Origin of the sequence: Halomonas sp. MCCC 1A13316 (genome assembly GCF_014931605.1) — a bacterium.
Lineage (GTDB): Bacteria > Pseudomonadota > Gammaproteobacteria > Pseudomonadales > Halomonadaceae > Halomonas.
In genome coordinates this window covers 4429944-4448895 of sequence record NZ_CP053382.1, presented here as the reverse complement: position 1 = coordinate 4448895, position 18952 = coordinate 4429944, and the positions used below count along the sequence as shown (strand labels likewise).

At 64.2% G+C, this 18952-nt stretch carries 17 protein-coding genes; 12 read left to right on the top strand and 5 right to left on the bottom strand.

Annotated features, from left to right (window positions below; genetic code table 11):
- The first annotated feature begins 5 nt into the window (after positions 1 to 5).
- The 3 genes from glmS (at position 6) to HNO52_RS20685 (ending at position 4224) form a co-directional block, all read left to right on the top strand.
- Positions 6 to 1841, top strand: coding sequence for a glutamine--fructose-6-phosphate transaminase (isomerizing) (gene glmS / locus HNO52_RS20695; RefSeq protein WP_197567025.1), 1836 nt, complete (start codon positions 6 to 8; stop codon positions 1839 to 1841).
- Positions 1842 to 1915: 74 nt separating this feature from the next.
- The gene (locus HNO52_RS20690) at positions 1916 to 2746 is read left to right on the top strand and encodes a DUF72 domain-containing protein (RefSeq protein WP_197569327.1); all 831 of its coding nucleotides are present in this window, start codon (positions 1916 to 1918) and stop codon (positions 2744 to 2746) included.
- Positions 2747 to 2877: 131 nt separating this feature from the next.
- Positions 2878 to 4224: a sodium-dependent transporter gene (locus HNO52_RS20685; protein ID WP_197567024.1), complete on the top strand. Its 1347-nt coding sequence runs from the start codon at positions 2878 to 2880 to the stop codon at positions 4222 to 4224.
- Positions 4225 to 4307: 83 nt separating this feature from the next.
- Here HNO52_RS20685 and HNO52_RS20680 read toward each other — a convergent pair whose 3' ends face one another.
- On the bottom strand, positions 4308 to 4508 hold the full coding sequence (locus HNO52_RS20680) for a PA3496 family putative envelope integrity protein (protein ID WP_197567023.1): 201 nt from the start codon (positions 4506 to 4508) through the stop codon (positions 4308 to 4310).
- A gap of 190 nt (positions 4509 to 4698) precedes the next feature.
- On the opposite strand from HNO52_RS20680, the gene hexR reads away from it, so the two are divergent.
- The 3 genes from hexR to HNO52_RS20665 all read left to right on the top strand — a co-directional run bounded on the left by hexR (position 4699) and on the right by HNO52_RS20665 (position 9241).
- Positions 4699 to 5562 carry a transcriptional regulator HexR gene (hexR, locus tag HNO52_RS20675; protein ID WP_167112924.1) on the top strand — a complete coding sequence of 288 codons (864 nt, stop codon included), beginning with the start codon at positions 4699 to 4701 and terminating at the stop codon, positions 5560 to 5562.
- Between the two features lie 253 nt (positions 5563 to 5815).
- Positions 5816 to 8023, top strand: coding sequence for a DNA helicase II (uvrD, locus tag HNO52_RS20670; protein WP_197567022.1), 2208 nt, complete (start codon positions 5816 to 5818; stop codon positions 8021 to 8023).
- Positions 8024 to 8152: 129 nt separating this feature from the next.
- A complete protein-coding gene (locus HNO52_RS20665; RefSeq protein ID WP_197567021.1) occupies positions 8153 to 9241 on the top strand; it encodes a TRAP transporter substrate-binding protein in 1089 nt (362 codons plus the stop codon).
- Between the two features lie 62 nt (positions 9242 to 9303).
- On the opposite strand, the gene HNO52_RS20660 is transcribed toward HNO52_RS20665, so the two are convergent.
- Positions 9304 to 9711: an acyl-CoA thioesterase gene (locus HNO52_RS20660; protein ID WP_197567020.1), complete on the bottom strand. Its 408-nt coding sequence runs from the start codon at positions 9709 to 9711 to the stop codon at positions 9304 to 9306.
- Between the two features lie 169 nt (positions 9712 to 9880).
- Here HNO52_RS20660 and HNO52_RS20655 point away from each other — a divergent pair, with 169 nt between their 5' ends.
- The 6 genes from HNO52_RS20655 to cysZ all read left to right on the top strand — a co-directional run bounded on the left by HNO52_RS20655 (position 9881) and on the right by cysZ (position 15920).
- Positions 9881 to 10846 carry a PstS family phosphate ABC transporter substrate-binding protein gene (locus tag HNO52_RS20655; protein WP_197567019.1) on the top strand — a complete coding sequence of 322 codons (966 nt, stop codon included), beginning with the start codon at positions 9881 to 9883 and terminating at the stop codon, positions 10844 to 10846.
- A gap of 43 nt (positions 10847 to 10889) precedes the next feature.
- Positions 10890 to 12023 (top strand): ABC transporter permease subunit, encoded by a 1134-nt coding sequence (locus tag HNO52_RS20650; protein WP_197567018.1) that lies wholly within the window; start codon positions 10890 to 10892, stop codon positions 12021 to 12023.
- Between the two features lie 94 nt (positions 12024 to 12117).
- Complete coding sequence (gene pstA, locus HNO52_RS20645; protein ID WP_232090851.1) at positions 12118 to 13587, top strand: phosphate ABC transporter permease PstA; 1470 nt, start codon at positions 12118 to 12120, stop codon at positions 13585 to 13587.
- Positions 13588 to 13604: 17 nt separating this feature from the next.
- The gene (gene pstB / locus HNO52_RS20640) at positions 13605 to 14417 is read left to right on the top strand and encodes a phosphate ABC transporter ATP-binding protein PstB (RefSeq protein WP_197567016.1); all 813 of its coding nucleotides are present in this window, start codon (positions 13605 to 13607) and stop codon (positions 14415 to 14417) included.
- A 24-nt stretch (positions 14418 to 14441) separates the two neighbouring features.
- Positions 14442 to 15170, top strand: a complete 729-nt coding sequence (gene phoU / locus HNO52_RS20635) for a phosphate signaling complex protein PhoU (protein WP_197567015.1) — start codon at positions 14442 to 14444, stop codon at positions 15168 to 15170.
- An 18-nt stretch (positions 15171 to 15188) separates the two neighbouring features.
- Entirely contained in the window at positions 15189 to 15920 is a 732-nt protein-coding gene (cysZ, locus tag HNO52_RS20630) for a sulfate transporter CysZ (protein ID WP_197567014.1), read from the top strand.
- Positions 15921 to 15936: 16 nt separating this feature from the next.
- Here cysZ and phoR read toward each other — a convergent pair whose 3' ends face one another.
- The 3 genes from phoR to ubiA form a co-directional block, all read right to left on the bottom strand.
- On the bottom strand, positions 15937 to 17256 hold the full coding sequence (phoR, locus tag HNO52_RS20625; protein ID WP_197567013.1) for a phosphate regulon sensor histidine kinase PhoR: 1320 nt from the start codon (positions 17254 to 17256) through the stop codon (positions 15937 to 15939).
- A gap of 1 nt (position 17257) precedes the next feature.
- Positions 17258 to 17947: a phosphate regulon transcriptional regulator PhoB gene (gene phoB, locus HNO52_RS20620; RefSeq protein ID WP_167112906.1), complete on the bottom strand. Its 690-nt coding sequence runs from the start codon at positions 17945 to 17947 to the stop codon at positions 17258 to 17260.
- 83 nt (positions 17948 to 18030) lie between these two features.
- Positions 18031 to 18924, bottom strand: coding sequence for a 4-hydroxybenzoate octaprenyltransferase (gene ubiA, locus HNO52_RS20615; protein WP_197567012.1), 894 nt, complete (start codon positions 18922 to 18924; stop codon positions 18031 to 18033).
- Positions 18925 to 18952 lie beyond the last annotated feature (28 nt).

Here is an 18952-nt window from a genome sequence, read left to right as displayed (position 1 = left end):
TCGTCATGTGTGGAATCGTTGGTGCCGTTGCCGAGCGCAACGTGGAAGGCATCCTGCTCGAAGGGCTCAGACGGCTGGAGTATCGCGGCTACGATTCGGCCGGCATGGCCGTGCTCACCGGTTCCGGCGAGCTGCATCGCCGCCGGGCGCTGGGCAAGGTGGCCGCCCTCGAGTCCTTGCTTGCGGAGGCCGCGTTGCCTGGCCGCTGCGGTATCGCTCACACGCGTTGGGCCACCCACGGCAAGCCCAGCGAGGAGAATGCCCACCCGCATCAGTCGGGCGACCGGCTGGCGTTGGTGCACAATGGCATCATCGAGAACCACGAGCCGCTGCGGCGTGAATTGCAGGCAGGCGGCTATTCCTTCTCCTCGCAGACCGATACCGAGGTGGTGGCTCACCTGCTGGAGCATGAATACCAGCACGGTGACGGCCTGCTGGCCGCCGTGCAGCGGGGCCTGGCACGCCTGGAGGGCGCTTACGCGCTGGCGGTGTTACACGCCGACGAGCCCGATGTCATCGTCGGCGCGCGCAAGGGTAGCCCGCTGGTGGTGGGAGTGGGCATCAACGAGGCCTTCCTCGGCTCTGACCCACTGGCACTACTGCAGGTCACCGACCGCTTCATCTACCTTCAGGAAGGCGATGTGGTGCGGCTTTCCGCTGGGGGGCGCATCGAGATCTTCGACGCCCAAGGTCAGACCGTGCAGCGTCAGGTTCAATCCTTCGAGCATGGTGATGGTGTCGCCAGCAAGGGTGAGTATCGCCACTTCATGCAGAAGGAGATCTTCGAGCAGCCAGCGGTGATCGCAGTGGCACTCGAGGGGCGCTTGGGTGAGCGCACGGTGCCGGCCGAGTGCTTCGGCCCCGATGCCGAGGCGCTGTTTGCCCGGGTCAAGCAGGTACATATCGTGGCTTGCGGCACCAGTTACCACGCCGGCCTGGTGGCACGCTACTGGCTCGAGCGTTATGCCGGAATACCCGTGCAGGTGGAGGTGGCCTCGGAGTATCGCTATCGTACCGTGGTCGTGCCCGAAGATACCCTGTTCGTCACTCTGTCGCAGTCCGGCGAGACCGCCGATACCCTGGCGGCGCTGCGCTTCTCCCGTGAACAGGGTTATCTCGGCAGCCTGGCGATCTGCAACGTGCCGGGTAGCTCATTGGTGCGGGAGTCGGACTTGACCCTGATGACCCAGGCCGGTCCCGAGATCGGCGTCGCTTCCACCAAGGCCTTCACCACCCAGCTTACCGCGCTGATGCTGCTGACTTTGGCCATGGGACGAGTCAAGGGTCTTGCTGCCGAGACCCAGGCCGAAGTGGTCGCAGCTCTGCGAGCCCTGCCGCAACTGGTGAGCCGCGTGCTGAAGCTGGATGGCGCCATCGAGGCGTTGTCGACGGCCTTCGCCGAGAAGCACCATGCCTTGTTCCTGGGGCGCGGTGCGCATTTCCCCATCGCCCTGGAGGGTGCCCTCAAGCTCAAGGAGATTTCCTACATCCACGCCGAGGCCTACCCCGCCGGAGAACTCAAGCACGGGCCGCTGGCTCTGGTCGACAGCGAGATGCCGGTCATTTCCGTGGCACCCAACGACGAGCTGCTCGACAAGCTCAAGTCGAACCTGCAGGAAGTGAAGGCACGGGGCGGTGAACTCTTCGTCTTCGCCGACGAGCAAGTCGAGATCATGGAAGAGGAGGGCGTCAGGGTGCTGCTGCTGCCCCATGTGCATGAGGCCCTGGCCCCGATCCTGTATACCGTGCCGCTGCAGTTGCTGAGCTACCATGTAGCGGTACTCAAGGGCACCGATGTCGACCAGCCGCGCAACCTGGCCAAGTCGGTGACGGTGGAGTAGCAACGCCGCCCTGCGGCGCGACTCGACGGCGAAGCGGGGAGGAGGCCGTGCCGGGATTGTTCCTGGGCTTGCCCATGTGGGCCAATCCCGAGTGGTGTGGCTCCCTTTACCCGCCCTATGCTGGCCAGGAGGGTTGGCTGGCCGACTACGCCCAGGTCTTTTCCGCAGTGGAGGGCAACACCACTTTCTACAGCGGTGCTCCCAAGGCGGAGACGGTGGCAGGCTGGTCGCGTCTGGCACCCCCCTCCTTCCGTTTCTGCTTCAAGTTGCCGGCGACACTCACCCATGGGAAGCGTCTACACGACGTCGAGGCCGAGTTCGATGCCTTTCTCGAGGCGCTCGCGCCGCTGCACGATCGCCTGGGCCCGCTGCTCGTTCAGTTGCCGCGGGATTTCGGCTTCGCCGAACTGCCCCGGCTAGAGGCGCTGTTGACGCGCTGGCCGGCTGGTATTCCCTGCGCCGTAGAGGTTCGTCACCCCGAGTTTTTCCACAAGGGGATGGCCGAAGTTGCCTTGAACCGTCTGTTGATAACTCATGGCGCCAACCGCGCCATGCTCGACGTCCGTGCGCTGTTCTCGACAATGGCGGAAGGCAGCCCGGCTCTGGCCCACGCCCAGAATGAAAAGCCAAGATGCCCATTACACGTGCTTTCCACGGGAAACCAGCCGTTGATTCGCTTCATCGGACATCTGGAAGAATCAATCAACAGAGATCACTTCCAGCCTTGGGTCGCACAGATCAAGCTGTGGATAAAACAGGGGAAAACCCCTTTCTTGTTTGTGCATACCGCTGACAACCGTCAGGCCCCGCAACTGGCCAGGCGGCTCTTCCAGGCGCTTGCCTGCGATATCGACCTGCCACCGCTGGGTGATTTTGCCGGGGAACGTCAAACGAGCCTGTTCTGACAGCCATCGTTACTGGCGTTCGAGCGTATGATCGGATAGATTTGCCGGCATTCGAGTCAAAAACACTGCTATCTCCTGTGTTTTTGCGCTTGAGAAAGATCAATGACCAGACACACAACAATAGGTGGACCATGTCTAAACTCGTACATGCGCAATGGTCATCGAAGATGACCTTCGTGCTCGCTGCCGCTGGCTCGGCGGTAGGGCTGGGCAATATCTGGAAGTTTCCCTATATGGTGGGCGAGAGCGGAGGGGCAGCTTTCGTCCTGGTCTATCTGCTCTGCATCGCCGTCATTGGTCTGCCGATCTTGGTGGCAGAATGGCTGATCGGTCGGCGTGGTCAGGAGAATCCGATCAATGCGATGTCCGAACTCGCGCGCCGAGGCGGACACTTGCCGGCCTGGGTATTGGTCGGTGTCAGCGGGGTTCTCGGCGCCTTCCTGATCCTCTCCTTCTACAGCGTGATCGGTGGCTGGTCACTCTCCTACACGCTGGGTTCGATCACCGGTACATTCAGCGGCCAGAACGCCGAGGAAGTCGGTGGCGTCTTCAACGGCATGCTGGCCAGCCCCGGTGTACTTCTGCTATGGCACACCCTCTTTATGGTGCTGGTCATCGGTATCGTGGCCCGCGGCGTGACCAAGGGGCTGGAAGGGGCTGTTCGCACCATGATGCCGGCGCTGGTGATCCTGATGCTGGTCCTGGTGGGCTACGGCATGACGACCGGTCACTTCGGTGAGGCGCTCTCCTTCATGTTCCGGCCCAATTGGGGCGCCATCAACGGCGAGGTGGTGCTGGCTGCCATGGGGCAGGCCTTCTTCACCCTCTCGCTGGGCATGGGCATCATGATGGCCTACGGCTCCTACCTGGGCGAGGAGGTCAACCTGCTGGGCACTGCCCGCACCGTGATCATCCTCGATACCGGCATCGCCTTGCTGGCGGGTCTGGCGATCTTCCCCATCGTGTTCGCCAACGGACTGGACCTCGCTTCAGGCCCGGGGCTGATCTTCGTCACGCTGCCGCTGGCCTTCGGCAACATGGCCGGCGGTACCCTGCTCGGTCTGGCGTTCTTCTTGCTGCTGACCTTCGCGGCGCTGACCTCGGCCATCTCGCTGCTGGAACCGGTGGTGGAATTCGTCGAAGAACGTACGCCGCTCTCGCGCGTCGTGGCGACCCTGATCAGCGGGGTGGCGGTATGGACACTGGGTATCCTCGCCCTGCTCTCGTTCAATATGCTGGGGGATGTTCTGATTCTGGGGCTCAACATCTTCGACCTGCTGGATACCTTCACCAGCAAGATTCTGCTGCCCCTGACAGGCCTCGGCGCGATCCTGTTCGTTGCTTGGTGCCTGGATCGCAAGAGCGTGGCTGCCGAACTCAATCTCTCCAGCTCCAGCGAGTCGCTGTGGCTCGTGGTGGCGCGCTACGTGGCACCGCTGGGTGTGGTCGCGGTGTTTATTCACTCCTTGCTGGGGTGACGCTGCTGGGGTGACAACACCCCTAAGCCCCGCCGGACGGGGCTTGAGTTGTCTGTCTTCACGGCCGCCTCTTGGCGGCCGTTTCAGTGTTTCTCTTCGTCGGCCAGATCGGCGATGTCGCGTTCGAGCTGCTTGAACTCCTGGTGCAACTCGATGCCGCGCCGGGCTCGCAGGTTACGCTGAGCGGCGCTGCGGGAGCGCTTCTCGTGCTCGGCGACATTGATGCTCATGAAGATGTCCAGAATTTCATTCTTGACGGAAGTGACCCGCTCGATCTTACTCATGATCGACTCTCCCTTCTTCTTCTGTGCCTTTTCTTCTCTGGTGCGGCAAGATCACATCACAGCATCTTTACTATACCCCACTTGACAGTTTCATGACGAAGTGGGCCATTTCACGATTTCACGGAAATTCCCCCAAGCGATTCGGATCAGGCATACTGAGCTTCTGCGTTCGTCTACCAAGGAGTTCAGCGTGAGCCGCGCCCTGTTCGATGAAATGAGACGCCGCATGGAGCATTTTCGCCGCTCCGAGCAGAAAGTGGCGCGCTTCGTGCTTCGCAACCCCGATGAAGTGATCCATATGCGCATCGTTGACCTGGCCACCGAGGCCAAGGTGAGCGAACCGACCGTGGTGCGTTTCTGCCGGGCGTTGGGCTGCAACGGCTTCCAGGACTTCAAGCTCAAGCTGGCACAAATGCTGGCCTCGGGCAGCCAGTTCGCCCAGTTCACGATGAACGACGACGACTCGGTCGCCGAGTTCTCGCAGAGCATCTTCGACTCCACCGTGGGCACCCTGCTGTCGGTGCGCGACCGGCTCGACAACGATGCCATGAGCCGGGCGATACAGGCGCTGGCCATGGCCAACCGGGTCGAGTTCTACGGCTTCGGCGCTTCCGGCGCGGTGGCCTTCGATGCCCAGCACAAGTTCTTCCGCCTGCAGATCTCCACCGCCGCCTATGCCGACCCGCACATGCAGAACATGTCGGCGGTGACGCTCAAGGAGGGCGATGTAGTAGTGGCAATCTCCCAGACCGGCCGCACTCGGGCGCTGGTGGCCAGCGTGCGCCTGGCCCGCGAGGCGGGGGCGACGGTGATCGGCCTGTGCCCCAGCGGCTCGCCGCTGGCCGAGGAGGTGACCCTGCCGCTGTACATCGACGTACACGAGGACACCGAGATCTATACGCCGATGAGCTCGCGTATCGCCCACCTGGTGTTGGTCGACGTGCTCGCCGTGGGCGTGGCAAAGACCCGCGGGCCGAGGCTCGCCGAGCAGCTCAAGGCGGTGAAGAAGAGCCTGACGCCGTTGAGGTTTCCGGAACAGGAAGGCAAGCCTTGAGGAAAGGCTGATTTATTGCTGCGCTCGATATGCTGGCCGCCGGCGGTGCCGATGCGTCGGACCGTCGCTCTCCTCATGTAGCAGGCTACACTCCGGGAGCTGCGCTCCGGCGGCGACCAGCCTCTCATCGCTCGCGAAATAAATCAGCTCTTTCCTGTGGGATTTGATTGGAATGGCCTTAGCTGACGGTTCAATGGAGTAAGTCGCAATATGCTAAGCTGGGCGATCAATTTTCCAGCGGCAGACCCCTTCCATGGATGACGTCACGGCGATTCTCGATCAGTTGAATCCGGCTCAGCGCGAGGCGGTGAGCGCGCCCCAGGGCAACATGCTGGTGCTGGCCGGGGCCGGCTCGGGCAAGACCCGCGTTTTGGTGCATCGCATCGCCTGGCTGATGCAGGCCGAGGGGCTGTCGCCCTATGCCGTTCTGGCCGTGACCTTCACCAATAAGGCCGCGCGCGAGATGCGTACCCGCCTCGAGGCACTGCTGGGGTTGTCGCTGCGCAACGTCTGGGTCGGCACTTTCCACTCCATCTCTCACCGCTTGCTGCGTACCCACTGGCAGGATGCGCGACTGCCGCAGCACTTCCAGATCATCGACTCCGACGACCAGCTGCGCCTGGTCAAGCGCCTGCTCAAGGAGCATCGAGTCGACGACGAGCGCTTCCCGCCGCGCCAGGTGCAGTACTTCATCTCCGGCTGCAAGGAGGAGGGGCTGCGCCCGCATCAGGTCGACGTGCATGGCGACGCCTACCTGGCCCAGATGGTCGAGCTCTACGAGCGCTACCAGTTGACGTGTGAGCGCGGTGGCCTGGTCGATTTCGGCGAACTGCTGCTGCGAAGCCTCGAACTGCTGCGCGACACCCCGGCGCTGCTGGCTCACTACCAGGAGCGCTTCGCCCACGTGCTGGTCGACGAGTTCCAGGATACCAACACCCTGCAGTACGCCTGGCTCAAGCTGCTCACCGGGATGAAGACGCCGATGACCGTGGTCGGCGACGACGATCAATCCATCTATGGCTGGCGCGGGGCGCGGATCGAGAACATCCGTCGCTTCGAGCGGGAGTTCTCCGAGACGAAAACGGTACGACTGGAGCAGAACTACCGCTCCACCAGCGCCATTCTCGATGCCGCCAACGCGTTGATCAGCCACAACGCCGAGCGCATGGGCAAGGAGCTCTGGACGGCCGGGGCGCGCGGCGAGCCGATCTCGGTGTATGCCGGCTTCAACGATCTCGACGAGGCGCGTTTCATCGTCGACACCATCAAGGAGAAAGTCGACGAGGGCTACCGGCGCCGAGACGTGGCCATCCTCTACCGCTCCAACGCCCAGTCGCGGGTGCTCGAGGAGACACTGATCCGCCAGGGCATGCCCTATCGCATCTACGGCGGCCAGCGTTTCTACGAGCGTCTCGAGATCAAGAATGCGCTGGCCTACCTGCGGTTGTTGCTCAACCGAGACGACGATGCTTCGCTGGAGCGCATCGTCAACGTGCCGTCACGCGGCATCGGTACCCGAACTGTGGAACAGCTGCGCGAGCGTGCCCGGCTGGCCGACGTGTCACTGTGGCAGGCGCTGCACGACGGCCTAGCCGACGGTTCGCTGAAGGGGCGTGCCGGCGCGGCATTGCAGGCCTTCGCCGATCTCGTCGAACGGCTCGACAACGACACCGCGGGTATGGCACTGCACGAAATCATCGCTCATGTGAACGAGATATCGGGGCTCGTCGAGCATCACCAGAACGAGAAAGGTGAAAAAGGCCAAGCCCGGGTCGAGAACCTGGAGGAACTGATCAACGCCGCCCGCGCCTTCACCCAGGGCGAGTCCTTCGACCCGCCCGAGGCCGGCGAGGGGGGCGTGGCGCTGGAGGCTTTCCTGGCCGAGGCGGCGCTCAACGCCGGCGATCACGAAGCCGACGAGTTCGAGGACAGCGTGCAGCTGATGACGCTGCATTCGGCGAAAGGGCTGGAATTCCCGGTGGTATTCATCGCCGGGGTCGAGGAGGGGTTGTTCCCGCACAAGATGTCGCTGGAGGAGCCCGGTCGCCTCGAGGAGGAGCGCCGCCTGTGCTACGTCGGCCTGACGCGGGCCATGCGCAAGCTCTACCTGACCCACTCGGAGATACGTCGCCTGCACGGCAAGGAAACCTTTCAGCGGCCATCGCGTTTCTTGCGTGAAATACCTGCCGAGTACCTGGAAGAGGTGCGCCTGCGTGGCCAGATTTCGCGACCGGTGACGGCCACCCGTCCGGCGGTGGGACTGTCTCGGCAAACATCGGTCGACCCTGGCGGTGACTTGCCCAGCCTGAGTCTGGGCCAACGGGTGCAGCACCCTGTTTTCGGTGAAGGCGTCATCCTCAATGCCGAAGGCGAGGGTGCGCGAGCCCGGGTACAGGTCAGCTTCGAGGGCGAAGGCGATAAATGGTTGGTGCTTGGCTTCGCCAAGCTAACTCCGTTATGAAAAGGGGTACGTTGACGTCTACGTCAAAAGGCGCTCTTGCTGCCCAAATGGTCATTAAGCATACTCACAGGCGGACACATCGCGCTTGATTAGACGCGACTCAGAATAACCACTGGAGTCATGCTCGCCATGCAACGCCGCAAATTCCTCAAGACTGCCGGTCTCGGCGCCGCCGGTGTGGTCGCCGCGCCATTCGTTTCCACCGCCAAGGCGCAGGAAACCATCACCTGGGACATGGTCACCTCCTGGCCGACCAACTTTCCGGCTCTGGGTACCGGGGCCAGCGATTTCGCCAAGCGTATCGAGCAGCTCTCCAACGGCCGTATGCGCATTCGCGTCCACGGTGCTGGTGAGCTGGTACCGCCATTGGAAGTCTTCGACGCCGTCGCCGCCGGCACCGCCCAGATGGGTCACTCCGCGGCCTACTACTGGCGAGGCAAGGTTGCCGCTTCGCAATTCTTCACCGCCGTGCCGTTCGGCATGAACACCACCGAAACCAACGCCTGGCTTTATTACGGCGGCGGTCAGGAGCTTTGGGACGAGATCTACGGCAAGCACAACCTCAAGCCGTTCGCGGTGGGCAACACCGGCACCCAGATGGCCGGCTGGTTCAAGAAGGAGATCAACTCGCTGGAGGACATGCAGGGGCTCAAGCTGCGTCTGCCGGGGCTGGCCGGCGAAGCGATGAACGGTATCGGCGTAACCACCGTCAACATGCCCGGCGGCGAGATCTTCACCTCCATGCAGACCGGCGTGCTCGACGCTGCCGATTGGGTCGGGCCCTACAACGACATGGCCTTCGGCCTGCACCAGGTAGCGGACTACTACTACACCTCGGCGTGGAACGAGCCTTCCGCCGTGCTCGAGGGCACCGTCAACCTCGACGCCTGGAACGAGCTTCCCGACGACCTCAAGGCGGTAGTGACCGAGGCGGCGCGCTCCTCTAACCTGGCCATGGTCAGCGAGTTCGCCTATCGCAATGCCCAAGCCCTGGAAACGTTGGTCAACGAGCACGGCGTGCAACTGCGCAGCTTCCCCGAGGACGTCATGCAGGCGCTCTACGAATCTTCGCAGCAGGTAATCCAGGCGCAGGTGGAGAGCGACCCGGACTCGGCCAAGGTCTACGAATCCTACCAAGCCTTCCAGGAGATGGTGCGCACCTTCACCGACGTGGGCGAGTTCGCCTATCTCAAGACCCGCGAGAATGTCACCGGCTGATTGACTCGCAGCGACACGACGAGGGCGCCATCAAGGCGCCCTCTTGCGTTGTATGCCGCGGTTCAACCCGGCTGGTTAACGGCGCGGATACGGCCCTTGTCGTCGAGCGCCACCATCACGAAGCGGGCTTCGGTCACCTTGTGCAACTCGCTGTGCTCGCGCTCATGGGGCTGGCGGATCCAAACCTCCACGTCGATCTTGATCGAGCTGTGGCCGATTTCTCGTACGGCAGTGTAGATGTTGACCATCGAGCCGACACGCACCGGGCACAGGAAGTCCATGTTCTCGATGGCTACGGTGGCAGTGCGGCCATGCGCTTCACGGCCCGCCGTCAGCTCGGCGGCCTGATCCATATGGCGTACCAGCCAGCCACCGGGAATATCGCCGTAAAGGTTGGTTTCCTGCCGATTGGCCAGTAACTTGAGGGTCAGTTGCCCCTGCGGCGCGGGAACATCGTCGAGGTCGGTCATGGAATGTCGTAAGCTCGGCTTGTTGTTGTGGGGTGGTGATATTGCATTGCAGCGATCACAGTAGGCCATCTTATACGCCAAGGTCCGTGCTCACCAGCGCTGCGACAAGTCGCCATAGGCGCTTCGCTGTCCTCTCCAGCAACCTACGACATCCATCAAGGAGGCCGTCATGATCCCCATCGGCGAGACGCTCGGCTGGCACAAGCTACGCCACGGATACCTCGCTGTGCTGCTGGCGATGCTGGTGACGATGGCCCAGGCGAGCGAGCCGCCAGTCGGTACCCTGGGCGTGGTGGGCTCCGACACCATGGCCGGGCTGATGTTGCGCTGGGGCGAGCAGCTTGGCGAGCGCCACCCCGGCATTCGCCTGCAACTGCAGGCCAGCGGATCGGCCAGCGCCCCTCCGGCGCTTGCGGCCGGTACCACCCGGCTCGGTCCCATGTCGCGCCCGATGGACGAGGAAGAGCGCCAAGCCTTCGTCCGGAGCCATGGCTACGCACCGGTGGAAGTAGAGGTGGCCCGTGATGCGCTGGCGGTCATCGTCCATCGCCACCATGCGCTGGAATCGCTGAGCTTGACTGAAGTCGATGCGATCTTCTCGCAAACCCGTCGCTGTGGCAGCGAGCGCGATATCAACCGCTGGGAGCAGCTTGCCATCGAGGGGCGGGACGGACGTATCGAGCTGCATGGGCGCAACCCGGCTTCGGGCAGCTATGGACTCTTTCGCCAGCGCGCACTGTGCGGTGGCGAGTATCGCCGGCGGCTCAACGAACACCCCGGTTCGGCCGCCGTGGTGGCGGCAGTGACCGAGAGCCGCGAGGCGATCGGTTATGTCGGCCTCAACCATCTGACGCCAGGGGTCAAGCCCCTGGCCCTGGAGGACGAAGAGGGCACGCTGCGGCTCCCCGAAGCCGAGCAGGTTCGCCGGGGCGAATATCCGCTGAGCCGGGCACTGTATCTCTATGCCAACCTGCCGCCTGGCGAGACCCTTGCTGGGCCGGAGCGGGCGCTGCTGGAGCTCATCCTCTCGCCGCAAGGTCAGCAGACGGTTGCAGAGCTGGGCTTCGTGGCGCTATCGGATACGGCTCTGGCGGCCCAGCGTGAGCGGTTGGGCCTGGACGACACACGGCCGTGATGCTGTCATCCAACTGTCATCAAGCCGTTATACGCTGCCGATCATGATAGCACCCTCTCCCGATTCCTCTTCCACCCGGCCCCTATGGCGTCGGCAGCGTGATCGGCTGGCTACTGCCCTGATCACGGCCGGCGGCATCGGGGTGATAGTCGCGGTCTTGGCCATCGGCGTATTCCTGGCGATGGAGGTCATGCCGGCTCTGCTGGGAGGCGTTCTCGATTCGTCGCGCATTCGCATGGCGCTGACGCCAATGGCCTGGGGCACGTTAAAGGCGGCCTTCTGGGCGATGGCTTTCGCCATTCCCCTGGCGCTGGGTGCCGCTGTCCATTCGTCGCTGTTCATGTCGCAGCGGTTGCGCAGCCGCATCAAGCCCACCCTGGAGATGATGGAGGCGCTCCCCGGGGTAGTGATCGGTTTCATTGCCGGCCTGGTGCTGGCTCCCTGGGTGGAGCGCCACCTGGCGGGCTCGCTGGCACTGTTGCTGGTGTTGCCAATGGGTGTATTGCTGGCCTCTGCAGTGTGGCGGCGCCTGCCTTCGGCAGGACGCCACCGGCTGTCGCTGGCCCGGGCCGGGCTTTGGCTGTTGCCGTGGCTGGCCCTGCTGGCATCGCTCACTCTGCTCATCTCGCCCTGGTTCGAGTCGCTGCTGTTCGGCGGCGATCTGCGCGGCTGGCTGGATGCCGAGCTGGGGATCGACTACGCCACGCGCAATGCCATGATCGTGGGGCTGGCGATGGGTTTTGCCGTGATGCCGAGCGTCTACGCCCTGGCCGAGGATGCGCTATCCGGCGTCCCGGGTAGGCTTGGCGAGGGAGCGCACGCCCTGGGTGCGACGCGCTGGCAGACCCTGTGGCGGGTGGTGCTGCCGGCAGCATCGCCGGGTATCTTCGCCGCGGTGATGATCGGCGCCGGCCGCGCCGTGGGTGAGACGATGATCGTGCTGATGGCGAGTGGCAACACGGCCTTGATGAGCCTCAGCCCCTTCGAGGGTATGCGGACCATGGCGGCGGGCATCGCCGTCGAGCTGCCCGAGGCGGTGCCCGGCAGCGAGGCCTATCTGCTGCTGCTGCTGGCGGCACTGCTGCTGTTCCTGTTCACCTTCCTGGTCAATACCCTGGCCGAGGTGGTGAGAAGCCGATTGAGGCGCCGCTACCGCTGGCTCGGTGGTGCGCCGTGAGGGGGCTCGCGTGAAGCTCGCCAAGCGTCGCCTGCCACGTTCGGAAGGTCCCTGGGCCTGGCTCGCTGCCGGTAGCGTGGCGCTGTCGCTGCTGATGCTGGGGGGGCTGATGCTGCTCATCGGGGCACGCGGGTTGGCTCATTTCTGGCCGTCATCGCTCGAGCAGATAGAAATGGACGATGGCCGGGTAGTGGCCGGCCGCGCCGTGCGCGAGCTGCCGCTGGAGCAGGGGGAGGGGCGCGAACGGCTCTATTTTACCGCCAATCGCGACCTCGATGGCCATGTCTGGCACTGGCTGCCGGTCGATGCCATCGTTGCGAGCGAGCGGTCACGGGACCTGGTGGTACTGGAGCGTCGACGCCACGGGAAATTCATCGGCCGTCTGGTAGCGGTGGGGGACGTCGAGGCGGCACCAGGTCATGAGCCTCAGCGAGCCGCATGGGCCAGGCTCCAGGCCCGTCTGGCGGCGCTGGAGCAGCTGCGCAGCGAGCGCGAGCGGCTGCACCGGGAGGTGCTCAGGCCGCTGATTCGGCGGCTTGATACCGACCCGGACGACACCGACGCCCAGCGGGCGCTGGCCGAAGCCAACGCCCGGGTGCATGACCTGCAGCAGGCGATGCGCGGTGAAGTGGCGTTGCTCGAGAGCGCCGACGGACGTCGCCTGCTGCAGCCACTCGACGAGGTGCTGCGTGCCTGGCAGCCCAACGCCATGCCGCTGGCGCAGAAGCTGGCCGCCTGGGCGGAAGGCGTATGGCGCTTCCTCGCCGAGGGCCCGCGGGACGGCAACTCGGCAGGGGGCGTATGGCCGGCGATATTCGGTACCGTGTTGATGGTGCTGCTGATGTCGCTGCTGGTCACGCCCTTCGGCGTGCTGGCAGCGGTCTATCTCAACGAGGTGGCTCATCAGGGACGCTGGACGAACCTGGTGCGGATTGCGGTACGCAACTTGGCGGGGGTGCCCTCGATCGTTTACGGCGTGTTCGGCCTGGGAGTGTTCGTCTATGGCATTGGGGGCTCGCTAGATGAATGGTTCTTCAGCGATACGCTGCCTTCGCCCACTTTCGGCACCGGAGGGCTGCTGTGGGCGTCGTTGACGCTGGCACTGCTCACGCTGCCGGTGGTCATCGTCGCTACCGAGGAGGGGCTGGCTCGAATCCCTGTCGAGCAGCGCGAAGGTGCCTTGGCGCTGGGTGCCACACGGTTCGAGACATTGGCCAGGGTAGTGCTGCCGATGGCGGTGCCGGCCATGCTCACCGGGGTGATCCTGGCGGTGGCACGGGCCGCCGGCGAGGTAGCGCCGCTGCTGCTGGTCGGCGTGGCCAAGCTGGCACCTCAGGTGCCGGTGGACGGCGAGTTCCCTTTCCTCCATCTTGAGCGCAAATTCATGCATCTGGGCTATCACATCTACGATACGGCGTTTCACGGCAGCGACGTGCAGGCGGCCATGCCGCTGGTGTTTGCCACGGCGCTACTCTTGGTGCTGGTCATTCTGGTGCTTAACCTGACTGCCATCTTTCTGCGTCATTATTTTCGCGCGCGTCACGGTGTGCAGCCGCGTCCATGAAGAGGTAACTCCCACCGATGAACTTGCCGTCCCGCTTCCGGCCCACCTCGGAATCGATCATCGATTTCCCAGCCGAGACCAGCTGTTTTCAGATCGAGGGTCTGGGCCTGGCCTATGGTGGCAAGCCGGCGCTGCGAGGGATCTCGCTGCGGGTACCCCGGCACCGGGTCACGGCATTTATCGGACCGTCGGGCTGTGGCAAGTCGACGCTGCTGCGCACGCTCAACCGGCTGCACGATCTCAACGAGGAGGTAAGCCACGAGGGCAGGATACTGCTCGAAGACCAGGACATTCACGCGCCCGAGGTGGCCGTGGACGAGCTGCGCCGCCGTGTCGGCATGGTGTTCCAGGTGCCCAATCCATTCCCCATGTCGATCTACGAGAACGTGGCTTTCGGCCTGCGCCTGCAGGGTGGGCTGACGCGTCGGCGCATGGATGACATCGTCGAGTGGGCGCTGCATGCCGCGGCACTGTGGGATGAGGTGAAGGATCGCCTGCGCGCCTCGGCCTGGTCACTCTCTGGCGGTCAGCAGCAGCGCCTGGTGATTGCCCGCTCGCTGGCGGTGCGCCCCGAGGTGCTGTTGCTCGACGAGCCGGCCTCGGCGCTGGATCCGATCTCGACGCTGAAGATCGAGGAGCTGATTCGCAGCCTGAAATCGCAGCTGACGCTGATACTCGTGACGCACAACATGCAGCAGGCGGCGCGAGTCTCCGACTACACCGCCTTCCTGCAGGACGGCGAACTGGTGGAGTACGCCCCCACCGACACCCTGTTCACCAACCCCAGCCTGCGTCGTACCGAAAACTACATCACCGGCCGCATGGCCTGATCGAGGCCACCCGAGGAGAGAACGATGGACATTACCAGCGATACCCACAGCCAGCATATCTCCCGCCAGTTCAACCAGGAGCTGGAGGCGCTCAAGACCCAGCTGATGACCATGGGCGGGCTGGTCGAGCAGCAGGTACAGGAGGCGATCCAGGCGCTGCTTGAGGGCGACAGCCGTCTGGCCGAGAAGGTGCGCGACCGCGACCGCGACGTCAACGCCATGCAGCTCAAGATCGATGACGAGTGCACTCGGGTGCTGGCGCGGCGCCAGCCGGCGGCCTCCGACCTGCGCCTGGTCCTGGCGGTGATTCGTGCCACCGCCGACCTGGAGCGAATCGGCGACGAGGCGAGCAAGATCGCACGCAATGCCCTGACCCTGATCGATGCCGGCAATAGCGTGCGCGGCCTGGTCGAGGTGCGTCATATCAGCGAGCACGTGCGGCGCATGCTGCGCGACGCGCTGACCGCCTTCGCCCGCTTCGACACCGAGTTGGCCCTGCAGGTGGTGCACGAGGACGAGTCGGTGGACGACGAGTACGGCAGCGCCATGCGCTCGCTGATGACCTTCATGATGGAGGACAGCCGCGCCATCGGTCCGGTACTCAACGTGATGTGGATCTTGCGCGCGCTTGAGCGGGTCGGCGATCATGCCGACAATCTCGCCGAATACGTCATCTATCTGGTAAAAGGGCTCGATATTCGTCACATGGACCCGGCCCAGATCGACGAAGACGCCCTGACACGCAAGGAATGACTCACACAGAGGACCCAGATGCTGAACGCCTTGACGGCACTCAACCGCGGTACGCGGCTGGTCTACGGCCGCGGCCTGCGCCGCTACGTCTATGTCCCGATCGCCGTCAACTTGGCGGTCTATTCGGCCATGCTCTACTACGTGGTCAGCCATTTCGGTGGCTGGTTGGACAGTTGGATGGCCATGGTGCCGGCCTGGCTCGGTTGGCTGGAGTGGCTGATCTGGCCGCTGTTCGTGGCGAGCCTGGTGCTGATCGTGTTCTTCACCTTCACTCTGGTCACCCACTTCATCGCTGCGCCCTTCTACGGCTTCCTGGCGGCCAAGGTGGAGGTCCAGGCCACCGGCCGGCCACCGCTGGACGATCGCGGCCTGGCACGCACCGCCGTGGACGCGTTGGGGCGTGAGCTGGTCAAGCTCGGCTACATCCTGCCGCGGGCGCTGGCGCTGTTCGTCCTCAGTTGGGTGCCGGTGCTCAACGTCATCGCCCCTTTCCTGTGGGCGCTGTTCTCGGCCTGGATCATGGCGATTACCTACCTCGACTACCCCATGGACAATAACAAGGTGAGCTTCACCGACATGCGCCGCCGGCTCTCCTCGCACGCCTGGCAGACCCTTACTTTTGGCGGCTGGGTGACGTTGATCACCTGGATCCCGCTGGCCAACCTGTTCCTGCTGCCCGGCGCCGTGGCCGGCGCCGTGCTGATGTGGGACCGCCACTATCGCGGCGAGCGTGACGTTGTCCCCACCTGAGGGGAGGATTGGAGACTCAACTGCCTGAAGTTTGCTCAGTCGTTTCTACGTTAGCCACCAGGCGAGAGACGGGAAACACGCAGCGGAACAGGGCGCCGTGGCCGGGGTGGGATTCGATCTCGAGATAGGCATCATGGCGCAGCAGCACGTGCTTGACGATGGCGAGTCCCAGACCGGTACCGCCGCTCTCGCTGCTGCGCCCCTTGTCGATCCGATAGAAGCGCTCGGTGAGCCGGGGGATGTGAACCGGATCGATCCCCTCGCCATCGTCCTCCACTTCCAGGCAGGCGCCCTTGGGGTGCGGCTTCCAGCGCAGCACGACGTGGCTGCCTTCGGGGGTGTAGCGCACCGCATTGGAGGCGAGGTTGGACAGCGCGCTATGAATTTCCGGATCGCTGCCGAGCAGCTGCCGTTCCTCCTCGATCTCGACGCGGACTTGCTGACGCCCCGCCGACAGCGCCTCGGTGTCCTGGCGCACCTCCTCGAGCAGCGTCGGCACGGCCAACGGCAGATGATCCTCGCCGCCCTGGTCGATTTCCAAGCGCGACAGCAGCAGCAAATCGTTGACCAGATTCTGCATGCGGGTGGTCTGTTCCTGCATGCGGGTCAGCCCTTGGGCCAGGCGCGGCGGCAGACGGTCGGCGGCGTCGGCATAGGTCTCGAGATAGCCCGCCAGTACGGTCAGCGGTGTCCTCAGCTCATGCGAGACGTTGGCGACGAAATCGCGGCGCATCTCCTCCAGGCGGTGCAGGCGGGTAATGTCGCGCGCCATCACCAGGCGTTCGTCGTCGCCGTAGAGCGTGATCTGGAACTGCAGCACCACACGTTCGTTGACCGGCGAGGTCAACGTCAGCGGCTCGCGGTAATCGCGGGCATTGAAGTAGGCGACGAAGCGAGGGTCACGCACCAGGTTGGTGATATGCTGGCCACGATCGTGGGCAGCCTTGAGGCCCAGCATGCGCTCAGCGGCGCTGTTCCACCACTCCAGATCGCCATGCGGGTCGAGCATCACCACGCTGTCGCGCATCGCTTCGGAGGACTCCTGGATGCGCTTGAGGGTCGCTTGAAGACGATGCTGGGTATGGCGCTGGCCCTTCTGGTAGCGGTACAGGCGGTCGAACAGCTCGCCCCATAGGCCAGTGGCCGCGGGCGGTTCGCTGTGAGGATTGCGGGTCAGCCAGCGGCGCAGGGCATGCAATTGGCGCAGGTGATGGATCAGGCGCAGGGTCAACCCCGCGGCGAGCCCCAGGCCAGGGGCGGAAAGCAGCCAGCCGACCAGGCTGCCGGCAACGGCAAGCAGGCCGAGACGCCAGAGTTCATGGCTCCAGGGACGCACGTCAGCCCTTGTTGGAGAAGCGGTAGCCGGTGCCGCGCACGGTCTGGACCAGATGCTGGTGGGCATCGCCCAGGGCCTTGCGCAGGCGACGGATGTGCACGTCCACGGTGCGCTCCTCGACGTAAACGTTGCCGCCCCAGACTTGGTCGAGCAGCTGGCTGCGGGTGTAGGCGCGCTCCTGATGGGTCATGAAGAACTGCAGCAGGCGGTACTCGGTGGGTCCCATCTCAAGCGCACGGCCATCGGCGCTGACGCGGTGGCTGACCGGGTCGAGCAGCAGGCCGTCCACTTCCACCGTCTCCTCTACTCCCTTGGGCGTGGTGCGGCGCAGTACCGCCTTGAGACGGGCCACCAGCTCGCGCGGAGAGAAGGGCTTGGTGATGTAGTCGTCGGCGCCGGCCTCGAGGCCCTGAATCTTGTTGTCCTCCTCGCTCTTGGCCGTGAGCATGATGATCGGCAGCTCGCGGGTGGCCTCCTCGCGCTTCAGCCGACGTGCCAGCTCGATGCCGCTGGTACCCGGCATCATCCAGTCGAGCAGCAGCAGGTCGGGTTGGTTGTCGACGATCATGCTGTGGGCGCTCTGCGCGTTGGCGGCCTCCAGCACGCGATAGTCAGCCATCTCCAGCGCCACCGCGATCATTTCGCGGATTGGCGCTTCGTCATCGACGATCAGTACGGTCTTGGCGGTCATCCCGAAGCCTCGCGGTCAGTGACGGGTCGGTGACGATCTCACCACGTCATCATGACAGTTGGATGACACCCTCGCCAGCGGCTTCAGGTGCCGGTAACGGGCCACAGGCTCAGCGCAATGCCGGCGAACACCAGCAGCCCCGACCAGTGATTGTTGAGGAAGGCCTGGAAGCAGCGCTCGCGCTCGCGTTCCCGTATCAAGAACTGCTGATGGACGAAGGTCGCAGCCATGCCCGCCAGCCCTAGCCAGAAGAACACGCCGAGCCCCAGCCGCCACCCGACCCAGCCCAGCAGGCCCAACGTGACCAGCTGCAGCAGGCCGATGGCGGCGCGGTCGGCGTGGCCCAGCAGCACCGCGGTGGACTTGATGCCGATCTTGAGATCGTCGTCGCGGTCGACCATGGCGTATTGGGTATCGTAGGCCACCGTCCAGGTCACGTTAGCAGCGAACAGCAGCCAGGCCTCCAGCGGCACATGGCCGAGCACGGCGCCAAAGGCCATGGGGATCGCCCACGAGAAGGCGGCGCCGAGAAACGCTTGCGGCAGGTGGGTATAGCGCTTCATGAACGGGTAAATGAAGGCCAGAACCACGCCTACCAGCGAGAGCATGACGGTGAACGGATTGGTGAACAACACCAGTACGAAGGCCGCCGCGACCAGGCTGGCGAACAGGAACTTGGCCTCTTGCTCGCCGATGCGCCCGGTGGCAAGCGGGCGGTTCCTGGTACGTTTCACGTGGCCGTCGAAGTGGCGGTCGGCATAGTCGTTGATCACGCAGCCGGCGGCGCGCATCAGGTAGACCCCGGCAACGAAGATCAGCAGCAGATGCCGCTCGGGGAGTCCCGCCGCGGCCATCCACAGTGCCCATAGCGTGGGCCACATCAAGAGCCAGGTGCCGATGGGGCGGTCCAGCCGCATCAGGTGCAGGAAGTCGGGCAGGCGGGCAAGCCCTTTGGGGCGCATCAGAGAGCGATCCATCGGTGTCTCCTCATTCGATGGCGATCAT

Bases quoted from the DNA above. Each gene is read 5' to 3' on its own strand.
- glmS (WP_197567025.1), top strand. From the start codon at position 6: ATGTGTGGAATCGTTGGTGCCGTTGCCGAGCGCAACGTGGAAGGCATC.
- HNO52_RS20665 (WP_197567021.1), top strand. From the start codon at position 8,153: ATGCAACGCCGCAAATTCCTCAAGACTGCCGGTCTCGGCGCCGCCGGT.
- ubiA (WP_197567012.1), bottom strand. From the start codon at position 18,924: ATGGATCGCTCTCTGATGCGCCCCAAAGGGCTTGCCCGCCTGCCCGAC.
- phoB (WP_167112906.1), bottom strand. From the start codon at position 17,947: ATGACCGCCAAGACCGTACTGATCGTCGATGACGAAGCGCCAATCCGC.
- cysZ (WP_197567014.1), top strand. From the start codon at position 15,189: ATGCTGAACGCCTTGACGGCACTCAACCGCGGTACGCGGCTGGTCTAC.
- HNO52_RS20690 (WP_197569327.1), top strand. From the start codon at position 1,916: ATGTGGGCCAATCCCGAGTGGTGTGGCTCCCTTTACCCGCCCTATGCT.
- HNO52_RS20680 (WP_197567023.1), bottom strand. From the start codon at position 4,508: ATGAGTAAGATCGAGCGGGTCACTTCCGTCAAGAATGAAATTCTGGAC.
- phoU (WP_197567015.1), top strand. From the start codon at position 14,442: ATGGACATTACCAGCGATACCCACAGCCAGCATATCTCCCGCCAGTTC.
- pstA (WP_232090851.1), top strand. From the start codon at position 12,118: ATGCTGGGGGGGCTGATGCTGCTCATCGGGGCACGCGGGTTGGCTCAT.
- HNO52_RS20650 (WP_197567018.1), top strand. From the start codon at position 10,890: ATGATAGCACCCTCTCCCGATTCCTCTTCCACCCGGCCCCTATGGCGT.
- HNO52_RS20660 (WP_197567020.1), bottom strand. From the start codon at position 9,711: ATGACCGACCTCGACGATGTTCCCGCGCCGCAGGGGCAACTGACCCTC.
- HNO52_RS20685 (WP_197567024.1), top strand. From the start codon at position 2,878: ATGTCTAAACTCGTACATGCGCAATGGTCATCGAAGATGACCTTCGTG.
- uvrD (WP_197567022.1), top strand. From the start codon at position 5,816: ATGGATGACGTCACGGCGATTCTCGATCAGTTGAATCCGGCTCAGCGC.
- HNO52_RS20655 (WP_197567019.1), top strand. From the start codon at position 9,881: ATGATCCCCATCGGCGAGACGCTCGGCTGGCACAAGCTACGCCACGGA.
- pstB (WP_197567016.1), top strand. From the start codon at position 13,605: ATGAACTTGCCGTCCCGCTTCCGGCCCACCTCGGAATCGATCATCGAT.